Raw genomic sequence first — 19,284 nt, forward strand, 5'->3', positions numbered from 1 at the left:
GCCCCGGTACCTGCGCAGGTCCGGGGCTTTGCTTTTACAGCCCGATCAGTTCGAGCCGGTACGCTTGTCGATCTGCAGCACCAGGCGCTTGGCCAGCGCCGGGTAATTCTCGTCGAAATGGTGGCCACCCGGCAGCTTGAGCTTCTCGCCTACTGCAGTCGGCTCGGTACAGCCGCTTTCGTCGGCCTCTTCTTCGCCATACACGCAAACAACCTTGGCGGCCGGCAGCTTGGCCATTTCCGGCCCGGTGGGGGCCTCCTTGCCAGCGTTGCCGAGCCAACCCTCGACTTCGATCTCGAAGCTGCCACTGCGGGCGAACGCCAACAGGATGATAGCGCTGACGCTGTCCTGTGCCTCGGCGGGCAGGCGGTTATAGATGGCCGGGAGCACGTCGGCACCGAACGAATAACCGGTCAGCACGAAGCGTTTTGCGCCCCACTTCTGCCGGTAGAAGTGCATCAGCTCGACCAGGTCGTCGGCACTCTGCTCGGGCGTCTTGTGTTCCCAGTAGTAGCGCAGGGTGTCGATACCCACGGTCGGGTAGCCCATCGTCGCCATGTCGCCGGCAACCGCCTTGTCGAGGTCGCGCCAGCCGCCGTCGCCCGACAGGAACAGGCTGACGGTCTCGTTGCTCTGCGCGGCGGGCACTTCGACTACCGGGATGGCCAGATGGGTGCCCTCGGTGCCGACCAGGATGGCGGTGATCTGGTTCTTCAGCACCTGCGGCAGCTTCACGTCGTAGTCGCTGATGACAGTCTGCGCATTGGGCTGGTCACGCACGAACGCTGCACTGGCATCGTCGGGGTTGTCATTCCAGGCAACCATCCACTGGCCATGCTCGGCCTTCTTCGGCAGTTCCGGCAGACAGCCGTCCGGTTTCTCCACGCTCAGGTCCACCGACACTGCCTGAGCCTTGTCATTGTCCTGGGTGGCCAACCAGCGCCAGGCCAGCGACGCACCCGGACCTATGCCAGCCACCAGGTCCGGTGCGCCGTCGAGACGCTTGATGGCAGCGTCCAGGGCGGCCTGCTGCAGGCCGCAGTCGGTTTCCGGCAGGATCACCTGGACGATGTGCGCCGAGGCATCCCGGCTCAGGTCCAGCAACTGCTTGTCGGTCAAGGCTTCGGCAGCAGGCAGTGCAATCGCCACTCGCGACTTGGTCCGAGTGCCGGGGACGACTTCGCGGGCATCGCTGCCGTTGTTCAGGCGTTGGGCGCTGAGCTGCGCCGCAGGGACAGGGCGGGTGGCCAACCAGTAATAACCGGCTACCGCCAGTAGCAGTACCACGATCAAGGCGAACAACTTGCGCCAGTTACGTCGAATCATCAGCGTTTCACCAATCCTGTCAGGCCACCTGCAATGAGGGCGGCGGTATCGGCCAGTGCGACCAGCGGGTCAAGGCCTGCCGGCACGGCCATGTAACGAGGCTCCCAGGTCGGCTGGAACTTGTCCTTGAAGCGACGCAAGCCCTGGAAGTTGTACAACTGCTCGCCACGGTTGAAGACCATCGAACCCAGGCGCTGGGTCAGGGGTGCGCCGCGCCGAGGCTGCAGGCCCGACAGCGGCACCATGCCCAGGCTGAAGCGAGCGTAACCGTGTTTCTTGTAGTGCTGGATCAAGCCTACCATCATGAATTCCATGGTCAATTTGGGCGCCTGGGGATGCGCGCGCATCAGGTCCAGGCTGGCCAGCTCCCTGCTGTCGGTTTCCAGCAGGTTGGCGAACGCCACCGGCTTGCCCTCGAAATGGACGATCGCGATACGAAAATGGTTCAGGTATTCCGGGCTGAAGCGGCCCAGCGAAAACCCCTTCTCGCGCACGTTCTTGCCACTGAGCCAGGCGTCGGAAATGACCTTGAGCTCGTCCAGCGGTGCCTGGCCGGGCTCGTAGATCTCCAGGGACAGGCCGTCGCGGCCGCCGCGGTTCCAGGTGTAGCGCAGATCCTTCATCTCCTTGCCCTTGGCTTCCAGATCGAAAGCGTGCAAGTCGACCCGAGCCTCTTCACCCAGCTTGATCGCGGTCAGGCCAATGTCCATGTAGAACGGCAGGTTCTCTGCCCTGACCTGATAGAACACCGGGCGGGCGTGGTGAAAGTCGCACAGGTCGCGAAACTGCCAGATCATTTCGGCACGCGGCTGGGTCGGGCCGATGGGGTCGTACAGGGCCACCAGGCTGCGCCCGCGGCGGGCGTACATCAGAAACGCCTCGTCCTTGGGGTGGAACAGCAACGCCTTGTCGCCGGTCAGGGCCAGGCCACCATCGGGCTGGTGCGACGCCTTGAGGATGGTTGCAGCGCGCTGCAGTTCATCGGGTGTGGGCAGGTGGATCACCGGGCGTGCGGTGCGCAGCAGCCAGGTCAGGGCGACCACGATCAACAGTACCGCGCTGCCCAGGGCCGAGCGAAGGCCGCGGGGGGCATCGGCATCCAGTGCGAACTGCCACCACAGCTTGGTGCTGTAGGGCACATCCTGGTAGGCGAAGAACAGCAACCAGATCGACGCGCCCACCACGCACACGCTGGCGATCAGGTACAGCGGCGAAAACGGCACCTCCAGCAGGCGACTGGGTCGGTAGAACGAGCGCTTGAACACCGCGAGCAGCAGTGCGGTCATGCACAGCAACGACGCTTCTTCCCAGTCGAAGCCCTTGAGCAGCGACAGCACGGCGCCCGCCAGCAGCAGCACCATGGTCAATACCCAGGCCGCCGACAGGCGTCGGCGCAACCCTTGGGCCAGCAGCAGGCACAGCACGCCCACCAGGCTTGCGCCCAGGTGCGAGGCGTCGATGAGGCGATGGGGAATGAGGAAGCCCAGGTCCTGCAGGCGGGTGTCGATCTCAGGCGTGGCACCGGAAAACAGCAGCACCACGCCGGAGAGGAACACCAGCACCGCCAATATCGGCGCGGCCAGCCCGGAAGCCACGCGAATCGCCTGCTGAGCGAAAAACAGGCGGCGTGCTTCGTTGGCCAGCAGCACCACGCACGCCACCAGCATCGGCAACACCACATAGATCAGGCGGTACAGCAGCAGGGCCGCGGCGAGCGGCGCGGCGCCCAGGGTATCGGCGAACGCCGCCAGCAGGATCGCTTCGAACACGCCGACTCCGCCAGGCACGTGGCTGAGTACGCCTGCGGCAAGCGCCAGCAGGTAGATCAGCACGAAAGCGCCGAACGGCGGCGCTTCGGGCAGCAACAGATACAGCACGGTGGCTGCGGCCACCACGTCCAGCGCGGTGATGACCAGTTGCAGCAGTGTCAGGCGTGCGCTGGGCAGTCGCAGCGTGCGACTTCCCGCTCGCACCAACAGATTGTGAGGCAGCGGCTGCTCGGCCAGGCGCCGTCGATAGACGCCCAGTACCAGCAGCGCGGTCAGTACCAGCACGACTGCGGCAATCATCCCCAGCAGCCCCTGTGACAGCCCCAGGGCCATGGAAGCGGCGGGCAGGCTGCTGAGGGTGGCCACCGCAGCGAGCGGCGGCAGGGCGCAACCCAGCGAAAGGCTGGCGAACAGGGTCATGCGCGCAACTTCGCCGGCGCCCACGCCCAATCGCGAGTACAGCCGATAACGCACCGAACCGCCGGACAGCATCGACAGGCCAATGGCATTGCCGATGGCGAACGAGGTGAACCCCCCCAGGGCCAGGGTGCGTGCGGGGAGGGTGACGTTGGCATAGCGGCTGGCCGACCATTCGTAGCCCAGCAGGATGATGAACCCGCAGACCATGGCCAGCAGCGCCCCGCCCAAAGCGGCAGGCGGAGTGGCCAGGACCGAGTCGTGCAAGGCGTAGATGTCCAGCTCGCTGAGCAGGTGCCGACAGGCCAATAGCGCGATGGCGAACAGCAACAAGGTAACGGCCAGCCCCACCGGTTGCCGGTAGCGGCTCAGCAGATCGAGCCAGCGGGCACGCGCAGGCTTGATCGGACTGGCAGCGGCAGCGGCGGGGGGGAGTTCCACAGCGGTTGAATCGGGCAAGTCAGAGCGCATCAATCACCTCTTGGATTGTGCGCAACAGGATGCCGGGATCCCGTCAAAGTACCAATCCCTGTGGAAAAAATAATTCGCGCCATTCTAGCGCCTGCGCACGACCGGTGACCGACGCGTGGCGAACTGTAAAGCAACTTTCACATTGCAGGTGTGCAGGGCGTGTTGCCGTGGCGGAGGGCTTTATCGAGCGCATACGAAAAAGGCCACCCGTTTATAGAGTGGCCCTTCCGATGTTTGGTTGCGGGAGCCGGATTTGAACCGACGACCTTCGGGTTATGAGCCCGACGAGCTACCAGACTGCTCCATCCCGCGTCTGTGGAGGCGCATTCTACAGATAGTTGAAAGGCTGTCAACGCTTAAAATGCGTTAAGGTTCGAATCAGGCCGAATTCCTGCACCAACGGCAAGAAAAAGCCCCCGGCGCTTGCACGACGGGGGCTGATTCACACGGGCTGATTACACCAGTGGCTTGGGCTCGTCCTGGGTATCTTGCGCGACAGCGGCGCTGGATACCTCAGTGTCGGGCTTCGAGGCAGCGACTTTCGCCGCTTCCTCGGCTTCGCGCTTGCGACGACGCACTTCACGTGGGTCGTTGGGTGCACGACCATTGCTTGGCAGGGCCGGCGCCGGTTCGACTTCCTGAGCAGGCTCGGGCTCCACGACTGTTGCAGGCTCGCTTGCCTGCACCGGCTCGACGACCGGCAGGACAGCAGCCGGTTCGACCACTACAGGCTCGGCGGCTACTGGTTCCGCGCCAGCCGGTTCGCTGATGTGGTGCAAGGCAGGCTCGGCAGGCAACCACGGTGCGTCTGCGGCAGGCTCGGCAGCGCGAGGCTGAGGCGTCGGCTCGCTGACCTGTGCAGGATCGACCACCACCGGTGCGTCCACTTCGACGTCGGCGCCAGGTTGGCTGACCGGCGTTGGCGTGGCGTCGAACGGAGGCGTTAGTTCCACCGGCTCAGCGACGTACTCCTGCGCAGGCTCGACGGCTTCGACGGCCTCGGCAGGCTTGGCTGCTTCGGTGACGGGCTGCTGCTCGACTACCGGTGCGGCGCTTTCGTTGGCAGGCGCAGCCCAGCTGTCGGGCGCCGAGACCGTGGCAGGCCGTTCGACTTCGGGCTCGCTGTGGGCCTGGGCCGGAGCAATTGCTGCAGTGTCTACCGGCACTTCAACAGCCGCTTCGGCGGTCGGCGCGGTGGCGACGATCTCCGGTGCAGCCAGGCTTTCGCTTTCGACGGCGGTGCCTTCGCCGGTGGCAGGCTGCACGCTGCGATTGGCCTGTTCGGCCTGCTCGTGGGCCTGGGCTTCGGCGGAAGCACTGATGGCGCTTTCCGCAACCGCTGCGGTGACGGCAACGCCGGCGGCCAGGGCTGCACCGTTCGACTCGCCTTCGATGGTCGATTCGTTCGACTCTTCCGAGCCCTCGATCACGTCGCCGTTGGCATCGCGTTGACGTTCGCGGCGGTTGCTGCGACGACGCTGACCACGGGAGCGGCGACGCGGACGATCGCCGTCGTTGCTGTCCTGGTTGTCGTCCTGCAGCAGTTCCTCGTTGGTCAGTGCCTCTTCGGCATTGTCGACTTCGGTCTCCGCCGGGTTTTCCGGATGATCGACACGCTCCTCGCGCGCAGCGCGGGGCTGGCGTTCTTCACGGGCCGGACGCTCTTCGCGCGGTGCACGTTCTTCGCGGGCCGGACGCTCTTCGCGGGGCGCACGTTCTTCGCGCGGAGCACGTTCCTCGCGGACGACACGTTCTTCACGTGGCGCGCGCTCTTCGCGGGCCGGGCGTTCTTCGCGTGCGGCTGGAGCGTCCAGCGGCTCACGCAGTTCACGGACGCGTGGAGCGTCGTCGCCACCATTGCGTGGGCGACGGTCTTCACGTGGTGCGCGCGGCTGGCGTTCCTCACGCGGTGCGCGGGCAGGGCGCTCTTCACGGGCGGCAGGTGCGTCTTCACGGGCAGCGCGATCTTCACGCGGTGCGCGATCCTCGCGTGGCTTGCGTTCTTCGTCGCGGCGACCGCTGCTGCGGTTGCGGCTCTGCTGGCGACCGTTGCGACGCTCTTCGCGCGCCGGGCGCTCGGTGGTGGTGGCAGCGGGTTTCTCGACGACCACAGGTGCAGCAGGCGCTTCCTTGGTGGCGAAGAGGCTTACCAGCGACTTGACCAAGCCCTTGAACAGGCTGGGTTCGGCGATCTGCGGAGCAGGAGTGGGGGCAGGCGCTGCCGCAGCCACGGGGGCAGCTTCTTCGGCTACGACCGGCGCGGCGGCGCGGGTCGGCGCGGTTTTCACTGCGGCTTCCTGGCGGACCAGGGTGCGCGTGGCGGCAACCGGCAGCACTTCTTCCACTTCGGCAGCGGCGATTTCGTAGCTGGATTGGCTGTTCTGCGCTTCCGGGCTGTCGTCACGCAGACGCTGAACTTCGAAGTGCGGCGTTTCCAGGTGATCGTTCGGCAGGATCACGATGCGCGCACGAGTGCGCAGTTCGATCTTGGTGATGGAGTTGCGTTTTTCGTTGAGCAGGAACGCTGCGACCGGAATCGGCACCTGGGCGCGGACTTCGGCAGTGCGGTCCTTCAGGGCTTCTTCTTCGATCAGGCGCAGGATGGCCAGCGATAGCGATTCGACGTCGCGAATGATGCCGGTGCCGCTGCAGCGCGGGCAGACGATGCCGCTGCTCTCGCCCAGCGAGGGACGCAGGCGCTGACGGGACATTTCCAGCAGGCCGAAGCGGGAAATGCGGCCCACTTGTACACGAGCGCGGTCAGCTTCCAGCGACTCGCGGACCTTGTCTTCCACGGCGCGCTGGTTCTTGGCCGGCGTCATGTCGATGAAGTCGATGACGATCAGGCCGCCGATGTCGCGCAGGCGCAACTGGCGAGCGATCTCTTCAGCGGCTTCGAGGTTGGTCTGCAGGGCCGTTTCTTCGATGTCGCTGCCTTTGGTGGCGCGCGCCGAGTTGATGTCGATGGACACCAGTGCCTCGGTCGGATCGATGACGATCGAACCGCCGGAAGGCAACTCGACCACACGCTGGAAAGCGGTTTCGATCTGGCTCTCGATCTGGAAACGGTTGAACAGCGGCACGCTGTCTTCGTACAGCTTGATCTTGCTGGCGTACTGCGGCATCACCTGGCGGATGAAGGTCAGGGCTTCGTCCTGGGCTTCGACGCTGTCGATCAGCACTTCGCCGATGTCCTGGCGCAGGTAGTCGCGGATCGCGCGGATGATGACGTTGCTTTCCTGGTAGATCAGGAAAGGTGCGGAGCGGTCCAGCGAGGCTTCCTTGATCGCGGTCCACAGCTGCAGCAGGTAGTCCAGGTCCCACTGCATCTCTTCGCTGCTGCGGCCAAGGCCGGCCGTGCGAACGATCAGGCCCATGTCGGCAGGAGCGACCAGGCCATTGAGTGCTTCGCGCAGTTCGTTGCGCTCTTCACCCTCGATGCGACGGGAAATGCCACCGGCGCGCGGATTGTTGGGCATCAGTACCAGGTAGCGACCGGCAAGGCTGATGAACGTGGTCAGGGCAGCGCCCTTGTTGCCGCGCTCTTCCTTCTCGACCTGGACGATGACTTCCTGGCCTTCGCTCAGGACTTCCTTGATGTTGACGCGGCCTTCGGGGTTTTTCTTGAAGTACTCGCGGGAGATTTCCTTGAGGGGCAGGAAGCCGTGGCGTTCCGAGCCGAAGTCGACGAAGGCGGCTTCAAGGCTGGGTTCGATGCGAGTGATGCGGCCTTTATAGATGTTGGCCTTCTTCTGCTCGCGGGCGCCTGACTCGATGTCCAGGTCGTAGAGGCGCTGGCCGTCTACAAGGGCAACACGCAACTCTTCGGGTTGAGTTGCGTTGATCAGCATTCTTTTCATGTAGTACCGTCGGTTTCCGGGCTGCCGGAAACGGCGTTCGGCACACACGACTTCTCACGGTCGGTGTCAGGTGCGTCAACAGGGCCTAGGCCACTGCAGTGTCCAGCGATTTCTGCCCAACAGGGGCGGAACCGCGACGACGCGTCCTGCTTGCTGTGGTGTCAAAAGCACTCAGTCAGGAGGAGGAATCAATCGTCTGGCGTGGACGCCCTTGAGCGTCTTGTTCAAGACCGGCATGGCAGAAGTGCCTGAGGCTGCTTCCTGCCGTGACGCGGTACTACACGGTCCGACGGTTGTGCATCTCCACCCTACACGTATCCCTGATAATTCGGGTGCTGCCGCGCGCTGAATCCGCAACGGGTTGGCAATATCGCGAACTTCAATTCGTAAAGTTCGCCCTGTATGACTAAGGCATTGGGTTTCCGAAGCTTGTACCTGAACTGGGTAAGGACGACTGCAAAGCGTAAGTGGCGTCGAACAAAAGGCAGGAAGGTGTCCGGTATGCCGGGGTTCCTGGGCTTTCATCGGTTTTCTCGCACCTGCGCGGCGTTGCCCTCAAACACTCCGTAACTGGCAAAAGCCCCGTAGGACGGCCTCGCGTCCTCGAGAATTGCGTTGGTCAGGGCCGGTTCATAACCGCTTGTCCGCTGCCCAGCCGCTTATGGCGGCGTTCGCGACTATAGCAGCAATCATTAAGTGCTTCAAATCCATAAAAAATTGTTATGATCGCGGCCATGACGACTACTACTCCCCCAACCTCCGGCGTTCAGCTGATCGAGGTTGCGCCGGAACTTGCCGGCCAACGCATAGACAACTTTCTCATCACGGCGCTCAAGGGCGTGCCGAAAACCTTGATCTATCGCATCCTGCGCAAGGGCGAAGTGCGGGTGAACAAGGGGCGCATCAAGCCGGAATACAAGCTGCAGGCCGGCGACATCGTACGCGTGCCGCCGGTGCGCCTGCCCGAGCGCGACGCGCCCGTGCCGGTTGCGCAAGGGCTGCTGCAGCGGCTCGAAGATGCCATAGTCTACGAAGACAAGGCCTTGATCGTGCTGAACAAGCCGGCGGGCATTGCCGTGCATGGCGGCAGCGGCCTGAGCTTCGGCGTGATCGAAGCGTTTCGCCAGTTGCGCCCTGACACCAAGGAGCTCGAACTGGTGCATCGCCTGGATCGCGACACGTCCGGGCTGCTGATGATCGCCAAGAAACGCTCCATGCTGCGCCACCTGCACGCGGCGCTGCGTGGCGACGGTGTCGACAAGCGCTACATGGCGTTGGTGCGTGGGCATTGGGCGACCGCCAAGAAGCAGGTCAATGCGCCCCTGCTCAAGAGCAACCTGCGTTCGGGCGAGCGCATGGTCGAGATCAACGAAGAAGGCAAGGAAGCGCTGACCCTGTTCAAGGTGCTGCGCCGCTTCGGCGACTTCGCGACCATCGTCGAGGCGCGCCCGATCACCGGGCGCACCCATCAGATCCGCGTACACGCCCTGCATGCCGGGCACGAGATTGCCGGCGACACCAAGTACGGCGACGAAAACTTCTCCAAAGAGATTCGCGAGCTGGGTGGCAAGCGTCTGTTCCTGCACGCCTATGCCTTGACGGTGCCGCTGCCAGATGGCGGTGAGTTGAAAGTCGAGGCGCCGGTCGACGAAGTCTGGGCCCGGACCGTGGAGCGCCTGAGTGCAAGCTGATTACTCGCTGTTGATCTTCGATTGGGACGGCACCCTGTGCGACTCCATAGGCCGGATCGTCGAGGCCATGCACGCCGCCGCAGCACTGTCCGGCTACCCGCCGTGCAGTGACGAAGCGGTCAAGGGCATCATCGGCCTGGCCCTGTCCGAAGCCATCGGCGTGCTGTATCCCCAGCTTGACGAGGCGCAGGTGTTGGCCATGCGCGCGCATTACGCCGATGCCTACATGGCCCTGGACGCCACGCCCTCTGCGCTGTTTCCCGGTGTGCGCGAAGCCTTGCTCGGGTTTCGCGAGCAGGGCTATCGCCTTGCCGTGGCAACCGGCAAGGCGCGCCGCGGGCTGGATAGAGTGCTCAAGGCGCACGGCTGGGAAGACTTTTTCGACATCACCCGTGCTGCCGATGAAACCCGTGGCAAGCCCCATCCTCTGATGCTCGAGCAGATCATGAGCCACTGCGAGGCGGTGCCTGAGCGCTCGCTGATGGTCGGCGATGCCTCGTTCGATCTATTGATGGCGCGCAATGCCGGCATGCACAGCGTGGCCGTCGGTTACGGCGCCCTGCCGCTGCATGTGCTGCGCCAATACGAACCGCAGGTGTGCATCGAATCGTTCGACCAATTGCCCGCGTGGCTCGACAGTCGTCGCGTATCAGCCTGAACAAGAGGTAGAGAATGTCCGATCAATGGAAAGCTCCACGCAGTGAAGAAGACAGCGCGCCCATAGGTGATGAAAAAAGCTGGCGACTGCTCGAAAAAACCCTGCTGGCCAGTGTGCAGGAACAGCGCCGCGCTCGCCGCTGGGGCATCTTCTTCAAGCTGCTGACGTTCATCTATCTGTTCGGCGCGATCTTTCTCTTCTCGCCGCTGCTGGATATGGAAAAGGCCACGAGCAGCAGTGCGTCCGGCTATACCGCGGTGATCGACGTGCGCGGTGTGATTGCCGACAAGGAAGCCGCGAGCGCAGACAATATCGTCGGCAGCCTGCGCAGTGCATTCGAAGACACCAAGGTCAAGGGCGTGATCTTGCGCATCAACAGCCCTGGCGGCAGTCCGGTGCAGTCCGGCTACGTCTTCGACGAGATCCGTCGCTTGCGCGGTGAGCACCCGGACATCAAGGTTTACGCTGTCATTGCCGACCTGGGCGCGTCCGGGGCCTATTACATCGCCAGCGCCGCGGATGAGATCTACGCCGACAAATCCAGCCTGGTCGGTTCCATTGGCGTGACGGCGGCCGGCTACGGCTTCGTCGGCACCATGGAAAAGCTGGGCGTCGAGCGCCGTGCCTATACCTCGGGCGAGCACAAGGCATTCCTGGATCCGTTCCAGCCGCAGCGTGCCGATGAGACCGAGTTCTGGAAGGGCGTGCTGGCGACCACCCACCGGCAGTTCATCGACAGCGTCAAGGCCGGCCGTGGTGACCGACTCAAAGACAAAGAGCATCCCGAATTGTTTTCCGGCCTGATCTGGTCGGGCGAACAGGCACTGCAACTGGGTTTGGTCGACGCGCTGGGCAGCAGCAGCATGGTTGCCCGCGACGTGATCGGCGCCAAGGACATGGTCGACTTCACCGTGAAGGAATCGCCGCTCGACCGCTTCTCGAAGAAGTTCGGTGCCAGCGTTGCCGATCAGATCGCGATGTGGATGGGATTCCAGGGGCCGAGCCTGCGCTGAGTCGTTGTAGCGCTGTCGATGGCCCTTTCGCGGGCAGAGCCCGCTCCCACAGAAGGCTGCTCCTGCGCTTGTGGGGGGCGGGCTCTGCCCGCGAAAGCGGCAGTAATCACCCCCGCAAGGCTCAAGGCAGTTGCACACCCTCTGCAAGCAGCATGTCCACCAGGCGAATCAGCGGCAGGCCCACCAGGCTGGTGGCATCCGCACCTTCGGTGCTCTGGAACAGGGTCACACCCAGCCCTTCGGCCTTGAAGCTGCCGGCGCAGTCATAAGGCTGCTCTGCCAACAGGTAGCGTTCGATGGCAGCGGCCGATAGCGGGCGCATGTGCACCGTGAACGGCACCACATCGACCTGGCACTCGCCGCTTACGACATTCAATAGCGCCAGCCCGGTCAGAAACGTGACGGACCGGCCGCTGGCAGCCAGCAATTGCTCGCGCGCCTGTGCGAAGCCGCCAGGCTTGCCCAGAACCCTGTCTGCGAGCACTGCAACCTGGTCCGAACCAATGATCAAATGCCCGGGATGCAGCGCGGCCAGCGCCCGGGCTTTCTGCTCGGCGAGGCGTTTGACCAGGGCGCAGGCCGGCTCGTCTGGCAGGTGACTTTCGTCGATGTCGGGCGATGCGCAGGTGAACGGCAGGCGAAGCCGCGCCAGCAGTTCGCGGCGGTAGGGGGAGCTGGAAGCGAGTAGCAAAGCAGGCATGGCAGGCTCCTGTGGATGAACGGCCACTCTATCATGCACTTGGGCCTGAATTTCCTTTGACAGGTGAGGGGGTCGTCCCTAGAATGCTGCGCCTATGTTGAATGACCCGATTCCACCTCACGTTGACCCGCGCAAATTGGCAGATCGTGGCGTAACCCTAGAAGGTTCGCTGCTCTTGGCCGATTTGGAGAGACTCTGCGACCCGCTTTCCGACACCGTCGGTACGGTGCAGGCCAAATTCATTTTCGAGCGAGACGAACGCAAGGCCGTGGTCATCCACAGCTGCCTGGACGTCGAAGTCAAGATGGTTTGCCAGCGTTGTCTTGAGCTGGTAACCCTGCCGATCCACAGCGAATGCAGTTATGCCGTGGTGAAGGAGGGTGCGAACACCCAGTCGTTACCGAAAGGTTATGACGTGCTGGAACTGGGCGAAGATCCATTGGATCTGCAGGCGCTGGTCGAGGAGGAGCTGTTGCTCGCCTTGCCTATCGTGCCTGCTCATCATCCGGAAGAATGCCAGCAGCCGGCGGGAGCAGATGATCCCGATCCGAGCGAGGACGAGGTAACGCGGTCCAACCCGTTCAGTGTATTGGCGCAGTTAAAGCGTGACCCAAACGTTTAGGAGTTAATCAATTATGGCTGTTCAGCAGAACAAAAAATCCCGCTCTGCCCGTGACATGCGCCGTTCGCACGACGCACTCGAGGCAAGCACCCTGTCGGTCGAAAAGACCACCGGTGAAGTGCACCTGCGTCACCACGTATCGCCAGAAGGCGTATACCGTGGCCGTAAAGTGATCGACAAGGGCGCTGACGAGTAAATCTTGTCCGCTCAGTCCATCGCGATTGATGCAATGGGCGGGGACTTCGGTCCCCGCAGCATTGTTCAGGCCAGCCTTGCCTGCCTGTCAGCTACGCCCTCGCTGCACCTGACCCTCGTCGGTCACCCTCAACTCCTCGAAGAACTGATTGCCAGCCAGCCGGCAATGGATCGCTCACGCCTGCACATCGCTGCCGCCGGTGAAGTGGTCGGCATGGACGAGCGCCCGTCCCAGGCGTTGCGCGGCAAGCCGGATTCGTCGATGCGTGTGGCGCTCGAGCTGCTGCGTGACGAGCAGGTTCAGGCGGTGGTCAGCGCCGGCAACACCGGGGCTCTGATGGCCTTGTCCAGGCACTTGCTGAAGACCCTGCCGGGCATCGACCGCCCGGCCATGATGGCCGCGATCCCGACACGGGGAGGGTACTGCCAGCTGCTGGACCTGGGCGCCAATGTCGACTGCAGTGCCGAGCACCTGTATCAGTTCGCCGTGATGGGCTCGGTCGCGGCCCAGGCACTGGGCGTCGAGCGGCCGCGGGTTGCGCTGCTCAACGTGGGCACCGAGGACATCAAGGGCAACCAGCAGGTCAAGCTTGCCGCCAGTCTGTTGCGCAAGGCGCAGGGCCTGAACTATACCGGCTACATCGAAGGCGACGGCGTGTTTCGAGGCGAGGCCGATGTGGTGGTGTGCGACGGCTTCGTCGGCAATATCCTGCTCAAATCCAACGAAGGCCTGGCCGGCATGTTCGCCGAGCGCGTGCAGGCGCTGTTTCGCAGCAGCCTGATGGCGCGCGCCGCGGGCGTGCTGGCCCTGCCGTTGCTCAAGCGACTGCAGGCCGACCTGGCGCCTGCGCGCTACAACGGCGCAAGTCTGCTCGGCCTGCAGGGCATCGTGGTCAAGAGCCATGGCGCCGCTGGCGTGGAAGGGCTGCAGTGTGCGATAGACCGGGCGCGCGACGAGATTCGCGAAAACCTGCCGCGACGCCTGCATGGGCAGCTGGCGCAGAGGCTGCTTTAGGCGTGCGCGGCCAGAGGTGCTTAAATGTGACCACTGGCAGGTGTACGTTATCCAACTGTCAGTTCAGTGCGCCGGACACGCTTCCGGCGTCGAATTTTCTGGCAACAAGATCATACAAGGGCTTGTTCAATGTCTGCATCCCTCGCATTCGTTTTCCCGGGGCAAGGCTCCCAGTCGCTCGGCATGCTGGCCGAGCTGGGTGCGCAGTACCCCTTGGTCATGGACACCTTCAAGGAGGCGTCCGACGCCTTGGGCTATGACCTCTGGGCGCTGGTTCAACAGGGCCCGGTCGAAAGCCTCAACCAGACCGACAAGACGCAACCCGCCATTCTTGCCGCTTCCATCGCGCTTTGGCGCCTGTGGTTGGCCGAGGGCGGCGAGCGTCCGGCCTATGTCGCCGGCCACAGCCTGGGCGAATACAGTGCGCTGGTGGCCGCAGGCTGCCTGTCACTGGCCGATGCGGTCAAGCTGGTGGAGCGTCGCGGCCAGTTGATGCAGGAAGCGGTTCCCGCCGGGCAGGGGGCCATGGCGGCCATTCTTGGCCTGGAAGACGCCGATGTGCTGGCAGCCTGCGCCGAAGCGGCCCAGGGCGACGTGGTCAGCGCGGTCAATTTCAACTCTCCGGGCCAGGTGGTGATTGCCGGTTCGGCGCAAGCCGTTGCCCGTGCCATCGAACTGTGCAAGGCCAAGGGCGCCAAGCGCGCCATGCCGTTGCCGGTCAGCGTGCCGTCGCACTGTGCCTTGATGAAACCGGCTGCCGAGCGTTTCGCCGAGTCGGTCAATGCCATCGACTGGCAGTCGCCGCAAATTCCGGTCGTGCAGAATGTCAGCGCCGCTGTGCCGGCCGATCTCGACACCCTCAAGCGCGACCTGCTCGAGCAGTTGTACAAGCCGGTGCGCTGGGTTGAAACCGTGCAATACCTGGCCGCCCAGGGCGCACCGCGTCTCGTGGAATGCGGACCGGGCAAGGTCCTGGCCGGCCTCAACAAGCGCTGCGCCGAGGGCGTGAGCACCGACAACCTGAACACCCCCGAAGCCTTCGCCGCCACCCGCGCGGCGCAAGCCTGATCAAGGAGAACTTGCATGAGCCTGCAAGGTAAAGTTGCACTGGTCACTGGCGCAAGCCGTGGCATTGGCCAGGCGATTGCCCTGGAACTGGGTCGCATGGGCGCCACCGTCATCGGCACCGCTACCTCCGAAAGCGGCGCCGCACGCATTGCTGCCACGCTCAAGGAGCACGGCATCGAAGGCACCGGCCTGGAGCTGAACGTGTGCAGTGACGAGTCGGTGGCTGCCACCCTGGCCAAGATCCAGGAGCAGTTCGGCGCCCCGGCGATTCTGGTCAACAACGCCGGCATCACCCGCGACAACCTGATGCTGCGCATGAAAGACGACGAATGGCACGATGTGGTCGATACCAACCTCAACAGCCTGTTCCGCCTGTCCAAGGCCGTATTGCGTGGCATGACCAAAGCGCGATGGGGCCGGATCATCAGCATTGGTTCGGTTGTAGGTGCAATGGGCAACGTCGGCCAAGTAAACTACGCCGCGGCCAAGGCCGGTCTCGAGGGTTTCAGTCGTGCCCTGGCACGTGAAGTCGGCTCGCGCGCAATCACCGTGAACTCGGTGGCGCCCGGTTTCATCGACACCGACATGACCCGCGAACTGCCCGAAGTACAGCGCGAAGCGCTGCAGGGCCAGATTCCGCTGGGTCGCCTGGGTCAGGCCGACGAAATCGCCAAAGTGGTCGGTTTTCTGGCTTCCGACGGTGCAGCCTACGTCACAGGGGCTACAATCCCGGTGAACGGCGGCATGTACATGTAAATGAAAATGTGACGGATTGCTTCAAAAAAATGTCTTACCCGGCATCCAAAATCCGTTATAAAGCTGCATCCGAATTCTAGGTGGCGGGCTTACGTGGGGTCGCAGTGACGCTTTCAGTTTGAAAAGCCGAGCTTCTTCTATAAACTTACGTACCGGCCAGCCGCCTGACATATGTCCATTAGGAGTGAAAACAAGGTATGAGCACCATCGAAGAACGCGTCAAGAAGATCGTCGCCGAGCAACTGGGCGTCAAAGCGGAGGAGGTCAACAACACTTCTTCCTTCGTTGAAGATCTGGGTGCCGATTCCCTGGACACCGTTGAGCTGGTGATGGCTCTGGAAGAGGAATTCGAAACCGAGATTCCTGACGAAGAAGCCGAGAAAATCACCACTGTTCAAGCTGCCATCGATTACGTCACCGCCCACCAGGCGTAACGTTTTGTAATCGCCGTTGCTTGTCATGGAAAACCGCACTGCCTTCGTTGGCGTGCGGTTTTTTCTTTAGACGGCCGCGCGGTGATGTTTCCAGAATAAGGAGAGTGCTGTGTCGCGTAGACGCGTCGTGGTCACAGGTATGGGCATGCTGTCACCGCTGGGCACCGACGTGCCGAGCAGCTGGCAGGGCATCCTGGCCGGCCGCAGTGGCATAGGTCCCATCGAACATACGGATCTGTCGGCCTATTCGACCCGTTTCGGCGGCTCGGTGAAGGGGTTCGATGTCGAGCAATACCTCTCGGTCAAGGAGGCACGCAAGCTCGACTTGTTCATTCAGTATGGGCTGGCCGCGGGTTTCCAGGCAGTACGCAACGCGGGCCTTGAAGTCACCGACGCCAATCGCGAGCGCATCGGCGTGGCCATGGGCTCGGGCATCGGTGGCCTGACCAATATCGAAGAAACCTGCCGCATCCTGCACGACAGCGGGCCACGGCGGATATCGCCGTTCTTCGTGCCTGGCTCCATCATCAACATGATTTCCGGTTTCCTGTCGATTCACCTCGGTGCGCAGGGGCCCAACTACGCAATCGCCACCGCCTGCACCACCGGCACCCATTGCATTGGCATGGCCGCGCGCAACATTGTCTATGGCGAGGCTGACGTGATGATCGCCGGTGGTGCGGAAATGGCCGCCTGCGGGCTGGGCATGGGCGGCTTCGGCGCGGCGCGTGCCTTGTCCACGCGCAATGACGAGCCGACCCGGGCCAGCCGTCCGTGGGACAAGGGCCGCGACGGTTTCGTCCTGTCCGATGGCGCAGGCGCGCTGGTGCTCGAAGAACTCGAGCACGCCCAGGCGCGTGGTGCGACCATCTATGCCGAGCTGATCGGTTTCGGCACCAGCGGCGATGCGTTCCACATGACTTCGCCGCCTGAAGATGGCGCCGGTGCGGCACGCTGCATGACCAATGCGCTGCGCGATGCCGGCATCACGCCCGACCAGGTGCAGTACATCAATGCCCATGGCACCTCGACCTCGGCGGGCGATCTGGCCGAAGTCAGCGCCATCAAGACCGTGTTCGGCGACCATGCTTACAAGCTGGCGGTAAGCTCGACCAAGTCGATGACCGGTCACCTGCTGGGTGCCGCCGGTGCCGTCGAAGCCATCTTCAGTGTGCTGGCCATCAACAGCCAGATGGCGCCGCCGACCATCAACCTGGACGAGCCGGACGAGGGCTGCGACCTGGACTTCGTGCCGCACACCGCGCGCAGCATGCCGATCGACGTGGTGCTGAGCAACTCGTTCGGTTTCGGTGGAACCAACGGTTCCCTGGTGTTCCGGCGCTTTCCCGGTTGATGCAGGCCTGGCTCGACGGGCAGCCAGGCGATGCGCTGGGCCTGAAGAGTCGGGGCCTGGCCTACGGTGATGGTGTGTTCGAAACCATTGCCGTACGCAATGGCCACGCGGTGCTGCTGGACCGTCACCTGACGCGCGTTGCGCTGGGCTGCCAGCGTCTGGCGATCGTGGCCGAACTGGCGGTGTTGCGCGACGAGGTCGTGCGCTATGCGGCGGCACTGGGTCAGGGCGTGCTCAAGTTGATCGTCACTCGCGGTGACAGTGCGCGCGGTTATGCCGCTGATCCGCAGGCCGCGGCGCGGCGCATTCTGCAAGGTTCTCCCAGCCCTGCCTATCCGCAGACGCACCGTGCGCAGGGTGTGGAACTCTACCCGTGCAGCACGCGGCTCGCCGAGCAACCTTTGCTGGCCGGACTCAAGCACCTCAATCGCCTGGAGCAGGTACTGGCCCGCGCCGAATGGAGCGACCCGACTTTTGCCGAAGGTTTGATGCTGGACGTGTCCGGGCGCCTCGTCGAAGGGGTCTACAGCAATCTGTTCCTGGTGGTCGACGGGGAGTTGCACACGCCCGCGCTGCATCGCTGCGGCGTGGCCGGAGTGATGCGCGCCGAACTGCTGGAGCAAGCCGCGACGCTGGGTCTGCAGGTGTCCGTGGGTGAGCTGTGGCCAGCCGACCTGGCACGGGCCGACGAAGTATTCGTCTGCAACAGTGTCTACGGCGTGTGGCCGGTGCGCGCTTTCACGTCGCTGAGGTGGTCGCCGGGACCGCTCACCCGTAAACTGCAAGGCATTGCCCACGCGCTATTGGATGCCTGATTTGTGAAGCGTAAATTTCTGCTGTTGCTGGAAACGCTCATCGTTGTTGCCGCACTGGCGACGGGCGTGGCGGCCTGGAAAGTCGACAGTGCCTTGAACCAGCCGCTGGCCGTGGCTCAAGAACAGCTGCTCGACGTGCCCAACCGCGCAACCCCCGGCGGCACGATCCTGCGCATGCAGGCGGCGGGCACCCTGCGCGATGCATTCTGGTTGCGCCTGTACTGGCGCTTCAACCGTGCCGGACAGCCTCTGCACACCGGCGAATACCGCATGACGCCCGGCATGACCGTCAACGACCTGTTCAACGTCTGGCAGCGCGGCGAGGTGGTGCAGTACAGCCTGACCCTGGTCGAAGGCTGGAATTTCCGTCAGGTGCGCGCGGCACTGGCGCGTCAGGACAAGCTCGAGCAGACCCTGGGCGGGCTCAGCGACAGTGAGGTCATGGCGCGCATCGGCCACCCCAAGGCGTTCCCCGAAGGTCGATTCTTCCCTGACACCTACAAGTACGTGCGTGGCATGAGCGATGTCGAGCTGCTGCAGCAGGCCTACGCCCGTCTTGAAGAAGTGCTGGCCAGCGAATGGAGCGAGCGCGCCGCCAGCGCGCCCTACAGCGAGCCTTACCAGGCGCTGATCATGGCCTCGCTGGTGGAAAAGGAAACCGGTGTGCCCCAGGAGCGCGGCGAGATCGCCGGGGTCTTCGTACGTCGTCTCAAGACGGGCATGTTGTTGCAGACCGACCCGACCGTCATCTATGGCATGGGCGAGCGCTACAACGGCAAGCTGACCCGCGCCGACCTGCGCGAGCCGACGGCCTACAACACCTACGTGATCGCCGGAATGCCGCCCACGCCCATTGCCATGGTGGGCCGCGAGGCGATTCATGCGGCGCTCAACCCGGTCCTCGGCAGCAGCCTGTATTTCGTCGCGCGCGGCGACGGCAGCCATGTCTTTTCCGACGATCTGGATGCCCACAACAACGCCGTGCGCGAGTACCAACTCAAACGCCGCGCCGATTATCGCTCGAGCCCCGCGCCTGCCGCGGCGCCGACAGAGACCGGTACGCGCGAGCCACAAGAGAAGCCGGACGCCGTCGAGGCACCTGCTCCATGACTTTGCAAGG

16 protein-coding genes and 1 tRNA gene are annotated in these 19,284 nt (G+C 63.7%); 12 read left to right on the forward strand and 5 right to left on the reverse strand.

Annotated features, from left to right (window positions below):
• Positions 1 to 45 precede the first annotated feature (45 nt).
• The 4 genes from IFT75_RS00685 to rne form a co-directional block, all read right to left on the reverse strand.
• Positions 46 to 1,326, reverse strand: a complete 1,281-nt coding sequence (locus IFT75_RS00685; RefSeq protein ID WP_192052818.1) for a virulence factor family protein — start codon at positions 1,324 to 1,326, stop codon at positions 46 to 48.
• Positions 1,326 to 3,983 (reverse strand): bifunctional lysylphosphatidylglycerol flippase/synthetase MprF, encoded by a 2,658-nt coding sequence (mprF, locus tag IFT75_RS00690; protein WP_192052820.1) that lies wholly within the window; start codon positions 3,981 to 3,983, stop codon positions 1,326 to 1,328. The genes IFT75_RS00685 and mprF overlap by 1 nt, the downstream gene beginning before the upstream one ends.
• Before the next feature lie 235 nt (positions 3,984 to 4,218).
• A tRNA-Met gene (locus IFT75_RS00695) sits at positions 4,219 to 4,295 on the reverse strand.
• Between the two features lie 143 nt (positions 4,296 to 4,438).
• The gene (gene rne / locus IFT75_RS00700; protein WP_446730965.1) at positions 4,439 to 7,843 is read right to left on the reverse strand and encodes a ribonuclease E; all 3,405 of its coding nucleotides are present in this window, start codon (positions 7,841 to 7,843) and stop codon (positions 4,439 to 4,441) included.
• Positions 7,844 to 8,577: 734 nt separating this feature from the next.
• Between rne and rluC the strand changes: the two genes are divergently transcribed.
• The 3 genes from rluC to IFT75_RS00715 are packed head-to-tail and all read left to right on the forward strand — an operon-like array spanning position 8,578 to position 11,205.
• Positions 8,578 to 9,534 (forward strand): 23S rRNA pseudouridine(955/2504/2580) synthase RluC, encoded by a 957-nt coding sequence (gene rluC / locus IFT75_RS00705; protein WP_122476782.1) that lies wholly within the window; start codon positions 8,578 to 8,580, stop codon positions 9,532 to 9,534.
• On the forward strand, positions 9,524 to 10,192 hold the full coding sequence (locus tag IFT75_RS00710; protein WP_192052822.1) for an HAD-IIIA family hydrolase: 669 nt from the start codon (positions 9,524 to 9,526) through the stop codon (positions 10,190 to 10,192). Before rluC ends, IFT75_RS00710 begins: the two co-directional genes overlap by 11 nt.
• 14 nt (positions 10,193 to 10,206) lie before the next feature.
• On the forward strand, positions 10,207 to 11,205 hold the full coding sequence (locus IFT75_RS00715) for a S49 family peptidase (RefSeq protein ID WP_122476500.1): 999 nt from the start codon (positions 10,207 to 10,209) through the stop codon (positions 11,203 to 11,205).
• Between the two features lie 121 nt (positions 11,206 to 11,326).
• On the opposite strand, the gene IFT75_RS00720 is transcribed toward IFT75_RS00715, so the two are convergent.
• Positions 11,327 to 11,905, reverse strand: coding sequence for a Maf family protein (locus IFT75_RS00720; RefSeq protein WP_122476498.1), 579 nt, complete (start codon positions 11,903 to 11,905; stop codon positions 11,327 to 11,329).
• Positions 11,906 to 11,999: 94 nt separating this feature from the next.
• On the opposite strand from IFT75_RS00720, the gene IFT75_RS00725 reads away from it, so the two are divergent.
• The 9 genes from IFT75_RS00725 (at position 12,000) to mltG (ending at position 19,274) form a co-directional block, all read left to right on the forward strand.
• Positions 12,000 to 12,527: a YceD family protein gene (locus IFT75_RS00725; RefSeq protein ID WP_122476496.1), complete on the forward strand. Its 528-nt coding sequence runs from the start codon at positions 12,000 to 12,002 to the stop codon at positions 12,525 to 12,527.
• Between the two features lie 13 nt (positions 12,528 to 12,540).
• Entirely contained in the window at positions 12,541 to 12,723 is a 183-nt protein-coding gene (rpmF, locus tag IFT75_RS00730; RefSeq protein ID WP_003179396.1) for a 50S ribosomal protein L32, read from the forward strand.
• Positions 12,724 to 12,726: 3 nt separating this feature from the next.
• Positions 12,727 to 13,737 (forward strand): phosphate acyltransferase PlsX, encoded by a 1,011-nt coding sequence (plsX, locus tag IFT75_RS00735; protein ID WP_185794285.1) that lies wholly within the window; start codon positions 12,727 to 12,729, stop codon positions 13,735 to 13,737.
• A gap of 129 nt (positions 13,738 to 13,866) precedes the next feature.
• Complete coding sequence (gene fabD / locus IFT75_RS00740) at positions 13,867 to 14,805, forward strand: ACP S-malonyltransferase (RefSeq protein ID WP_192052824.1); 939 nt, start codon at positions 13,867 to 13,869, stop codon at positions 14,803 to 14,805.
• Between the two features lie 15 nt (positions 14,806 to 14,820).
• Positions 14,821 to 15,561, forward strand: a complete 741-nt coding sequence (fabG, locus tag IFT75_RS00745) for a 3-oxoacyl-ACP reductase FabG (RefSeq protein ID WP_192052826.1) — start codon at positions 14,821 to 14,823, stop codon at positions 15,559 to 15,561.
• Between the two features lie 197 nt (positions 15,562 to 15,758).
• Positions 15,759 to 15,995, forward strand: a complete 237-nt coding sequence (gene acpP, locus IFT75_RS00750) for an acyl carrier protein (protein ID WP_043185221.1) — start codon at positions 15,759 to 15,761, stop codon at positions 15,993 to 15,995.
• Positions 15,996 to 16,104: 109 nt separating this feature from the next.
• Entirely contained in the window at positions 16,105 to 17,349 is a 1,245-nt protein-coding gene (fabF, locus tag IFT75_RS00755) for a beta-ketoacyl-ACP synthase II (RefSeq protein WP_122476489.1), read from the forward strand.
• Positions 17,349 to 18,164, forward strand: a complete 816-nt coding sequence (pabC, locus tag IFT75_RS00760; RefSeq protein WP_192053409.1) for an aminodeoxychorismate lyase — start codon at positions 17,349 to 17,351, stop codon at positions 18,162 to 18,164. The genes fabF and pabC overlap by 1 nt, the downstream gene beginning before the upstream one ends.
• Positions 18,165 to 18,167: 3 nt before the next feature.
• Positions 18,168 to 19,274 (forward strand): endolytic transglycosylase MltG, encoded by a 1,107-nt coding sequence (gene mltG, locus IFT75_RS00765; RefSeq protein ID WP_192052828.1) that lies wholly within the window; start codon positions 18,168 to 18,170, stop codon positions 19,272 to 19,274.
• The last annotated feature ends 10 nt before the right edge of the window (positions 19,275 to 19,284 follow it).

The sequence above is a fragment of the Pseudomonas sp. CFBP 8758 genome, from assembly GCF_014841725.1.
GTDB lineage: Bacteria > Pseudomonadota > Gammaproteobacteria > Pseudomonadales > Pseudomonadaceae > Aquipseudomonas > Aquipseudomonas baltica.

Excerpts from the sequence above, each read along its gene's own strand:
- IFT75_RS00685 (WP_192052818.1), bottom strand. The coding sequence starts at position 1,326 with ATGATTCGACGTAACTGGCGCAAGTTGTTCGCCTTGATCGTGGTACTG.
- mprF (WP_192052820.1), bottom strand. The coding sequence starts at position 3,983 with ATGCGCTCTGACTTGCCCGATTCAACCGCTGTGGAACTCCCCCCCGCC.
- rne (WP_446730965.1), bottom strand. The coding sequence starts at position 7,843 with ATGAAAAGAATGCTGATCAACGCAACTCAACCCGAAGAGTTGCGTGTT.
- rluC (WP_122476782.1), top strand. The coding sequence starts at position 8,578 with ATGACGACTACTACTCCCCCAACCTCCGGCGTTCAGCTGATCGAGGTT.
- IFT75_RS00715 (WP_122476500.1), top strand. The coding sequence starts at position 10,207 with ATGTCCGATCAATGGAAAGCTCCACGCAGTGAAGAAGACAGCGCGCCC.
- IFT75_RS00720 (WP_122476498.1), bottom strand. The coding sequence starts at position 11,905 with ATGCCTGCTTTGCTACTCGCTTCCAGCTCCCCCTACCGCCGCGAACTG.
- IFT75_RS00725 (WP_122476496.1), top strand. The coding sequence starts at position 12,000 with ATGTTGAATGACCCGATTCCACCTCACGTTGACCCGCGCAAATTGGCA.
- rpmF (WP_003179396.1), top strand. The coding sequence starts at position 12,541 with ATGGCTGTTCAGCAGAACAAAAAATCCCGCTCTGCCCGTGACATGCGC.
- fabD (WP_192052824.1), top strand. The coding sequence starts at position 13,867 with ATGTCTGCATCCCTCGCATTCGTTTTCCCGGGGCAAGGCTCCCAGTCG.
- fabG (WP_192052826.1), top strand. The coding sequence starts at position 14,821 with ATGAGCCTGCAAGGTAAAGTTGCACTGGTCACTGGCGCAAGCCGTGGC.
- acpP (WP_043185221.1), top strand. The coding sequence starts at position 15,759 with ATGAGCACCATCGAAGAACGCGTCAAGAAGATCGTCGCCGAGCAACTG.
- pabC (WP_192053409.1), top strand. The coding sequence starts at position 17,349 with ATGCAGGCCTGGCTCGACGGGCAGCCAGGCGATGCGCTGGGCCTGAAG.